This window comes from Vibrio genomosp. F10 str. 9ZD137 (genome assembly GCF_049974785.1).
In the GTDB taxonomy this organism is placed as follows: Bacteria; Pseudomonadota; Gammaproteobacteria; order Enterobacterales; family Vibrionaceae; genus Vibrio.
The window spans coordinates 1-3,505 of sequence record NZ_JBNGCJ010000348.1 but is presented as its reverse complement, the minus strand read 5'-3'; the positions used below and the strand labels follow the sequence as shown (position 1 = coordinate 3,505).

Here is a 3,505-nt window from a genome sequence, read left to right as displayed (position 1 = left end):
GGCGAGGTCGCGGCCGGCGCTGCGATATCCGCTTGGTATGGGTCAATGTTGTCTAGTGACACACCCGCTACACATAATTGAACAGCAGCGAGACGCAATTGCTGATCGCTATCCCCTTTAGGACTTGGGTTGATACTGATCGTGCAAAGCTCATCACTTTTGTCTGCTAGTGTTTTCTCAACCAGTTTGGTCAGAATGTTCTTTGGCCCAAATTCAACAAACACCCGTGCGCCTGCGTTATACATTTCTTCAATTTGAGCACTGAAATGTACCGATTGCAGCATATGCTGTTTAAAGGCTTTCTTAATCGCCTTACCATCTTTACCGTGCAGTTTACCTGTCGCATTTGAATACAACGGTAATGTTGGCGAGGTAAATGACGCTTTATCGATTGCAGATGCAAATGGCTTTTGAGCATGAGCAACGAGTGGCGTGTGGAACGCGCCAGACACAGGTAATGCAATTGCTTTAAAGCCTTGCTCAGTGAGTGCATCTGCCGCTTGTTTTGCAGCGTCAGTAGGGCCAGCAATAACAAGTTGAGTTGGCGCGTTGTAGTTTGCAATGCTCACACCTTCAAAGGCTCCAATACAAGTTTCAACATCGGCCATTTTGTTTGCATCCAAGAGAACGGCGTACATTGTGCCACTGTCACCTTCTGCTGGAGTTGCCGCCATTGCAGCGCCACGAGCGAATGCCAATTGGTAGTAATCGTCTTGCGAGATCACACCTGAAGCGCATAACGCACTCAACTCTCCAAAGCTGTGGCCTGCTACCATATCCGCTTTAAACCCAGCTTGAGATAGGATTTCAAACTGACCCATTGAAATGGTACCAATTGCGCTCTGAGCATTCGCCGTATTAGTTAATGCCGCTTCTTGGGCTTTCGTTGCATCAGCAGTAAACGTTGGAATCGGGAAGAGCACTTGAGACAGTGCCGTTTTCTTATATTGACCAAAGACTTGATCTGCTTTAGCCAAATGCTGACGCATTTCAGGGTAATGACATGAAAGTTCGCGCCCCATGTTTAGGTATTGAGAACCCTGCCCTGCAAACAGAGCTGCGACCTTACCCTCATTACCAGTCAAGGCTGATTCACGGAAAGTTGTTCCGTTCGGCAGTTGCCACTGCGCTTTATCTTGAGCTTCTATCATTGAGATAGCTTTCGCCAGCTGTACTTCAAGATCAGTGTGATCATTCGCCACTAACCCAAGACGAGCGTGGGATGCATCAATTTCACGTAGAGAATAGCCTTCTGCAAGCTTGCTTAGATCAGTGTTATCTGCAATTTTTGATTTTGCCTGATTCAAATTCGCAACTAATGCGCTACGTGACTCTGCACTGAATAAGAACGACTGAGGAACTTGGCGTTGACGGTATTTATCACCACGAGCATGTTCTTGTGTGTATTCTTCTAAAACGACATGGAAGTTTGTTCCCCCGAAACCAAACGAACTAATACCCGCCCGACGTGGTGTACCGTCAACACGGCGCATCCAAGGACGCGTTTGAGTGTTCAAATAAAACGGTGAGTTCTCGATGTCGAGTTTAGGGTTTGGTGCCGACACGTTGATCGTTGGTGGTAGCACTTTATGGTGCAGTGCAAGTGCCGCTTTAATCAGACCAGCAGTACCCGCCGTTGATTTAGTGTGACCGATTTGAGATTTAACCGACCCTAGAGCGATGTGTTGTTTTTGCTCGTTGTTTTCACTGAATACCGAGTTTAAACCCGCAAATTCTGCAACATCACCTGCTGCTGTACCCGTACCGTGGGCTTCAAGTAGCCCGAGTGTATGCGGTGCAAAGCCTGCATCATCGTAAGCACGTTTCAGCGCTTTCGCTTGGCCTTCTGGACGTGGAGCATAGATACTTTTGAACTTACCGTCAGAAGATGAACCAACACCTTTGATCACAGAGTAGATACGGTCACCATCGCGCTCTGCATCTTCCAGGCGCTTAAGCGCGACCATGCCAATCCCTTCACCAATCATCATACCTTTTGAATCAATATCGAAAGGTTGGATAGTTTCATTGGTTGTGAAAGCAGGTGTTTTAGAGAAGCTCATGTACATGGTTGGTGAGTTATCTGTACACACACCACCTGTGATCATCATTTCACTGCGGCCTTCAACCAGCTCACTCAGTGCCATACGCATTGCGGCAAGAGATCCTGCACACGCTGCATCTACCACACAGTTGATACCGCCAAGGTCAAATCGGTTCGCAATACGACCTGAAATGACGTTTCCGAGAGACCCCGGGAATGAGTTTTCTTCCCAGTGAATGTATTGGTCTTGGAATTTTTTGATCAGCATTTCGCTGTCTTCGTCACTAATGCCACTGCTCTTGAAGACTTTCTTCAACACAGGGTACTGCAGACGTGCGTTCAGGCTTTGTGCAATCTTTTGACCGCCACCCACACCGAGCGTAATACCAATCTTATCGCGATCATAACCTTCTGGAAGTTTTGCATCTTCAAGCACTTCCTTTGCTACGATCAATGATAGTAATTGGGATGTGTCTGTGAGCTCTAAAATGTTCGGCGGAAGACCAAACTCCATTGGATTGAAGTCAACTTCAGGAATGAAGCCACCTCGCTTACAGTAAGACTTGTCCGGCGTTGTTCTATCAGCATCATAGTAATCTTCAGGGCGCCAGTGAGTATCGGGCACTTCTGTAATCGCATCGATTTTTTCACTGATCAGGTCCCAAAACTTGTTTAGGTAACGAGAGTTCGCAAACATACTCGCCATTCCAACGATAGCAATAGGCATATCTTTAAGGCGTTTATTGAGTCGAGTGTCGTCTATAGATTCGGGTGTTGTTTTTTCGGATTGGCTCATTATGAGTCTCCACTGGAAATCACGAGGGGTGATGTCATATTTTGAAGCTGGCTTTTTAAGTGCATAGACAATAAATCCGTTTGAGATCTAGAAAAACACAGCTGAAAAGTCTGGTCGCTACTAATAAGCGAACAGTTAGAGATGATGCTTTGAGAGTTCAATGACTCGTCATAGTTGATATGAATCATGTGCGATTTAAGCGTTCATGTCTGCGGGCAATGTCCATTAAAATCCTGTCTAAATAATTGCTATATGAGATGCTTATATTCGCAATGAAAATGAATTAAGTTGACTAATGGTTGAGCAGATTAGCTGAGGCGACTAATTGATACAATGCTCTGAACGCCACGGACAATCTTGTCAGACCAGACGAATGCAGAGAAAAGGGTTTAAATTGATAAATGAATCGCCTAATCGATTGATTTTATAGGTTAAAATTTACAAAATTTGAGTTTATACTCTATTTTTGACGCGAGTGAGATCTAGCTCATGTTTTTGTAACCATTCATATAAATGGTTTTATTTTATAGGGCTCTACTTATCTCACTAGTAAATTTGGTATAGTTTGAATACAGTGATTTTTAAAGTCGAACATTGTCATTTCTCCCCTCCTATTTCTCTAGGGAGTGTTGATCTTTTTACAGCAACTTGATGGGTATTTAGAC

The 3,505-nt window shown here is 44.8% G+C and carries 1 protein-coding gene; it reads right to left on the bottom strand.

The window, feature by feature from the left end; translation table 11 throughout:
- On the bottom strand, positions 1–2,840 hold a 2,840-nt coding region (locus tag ACP45E_RS07450; RefSeq protein WP_141707251.1), incomplete at its 3' end, for a type I polyketide synthase.
- Between the last annotated feature and the right edge of the window lie 665 nt (positions 2,841–3,505).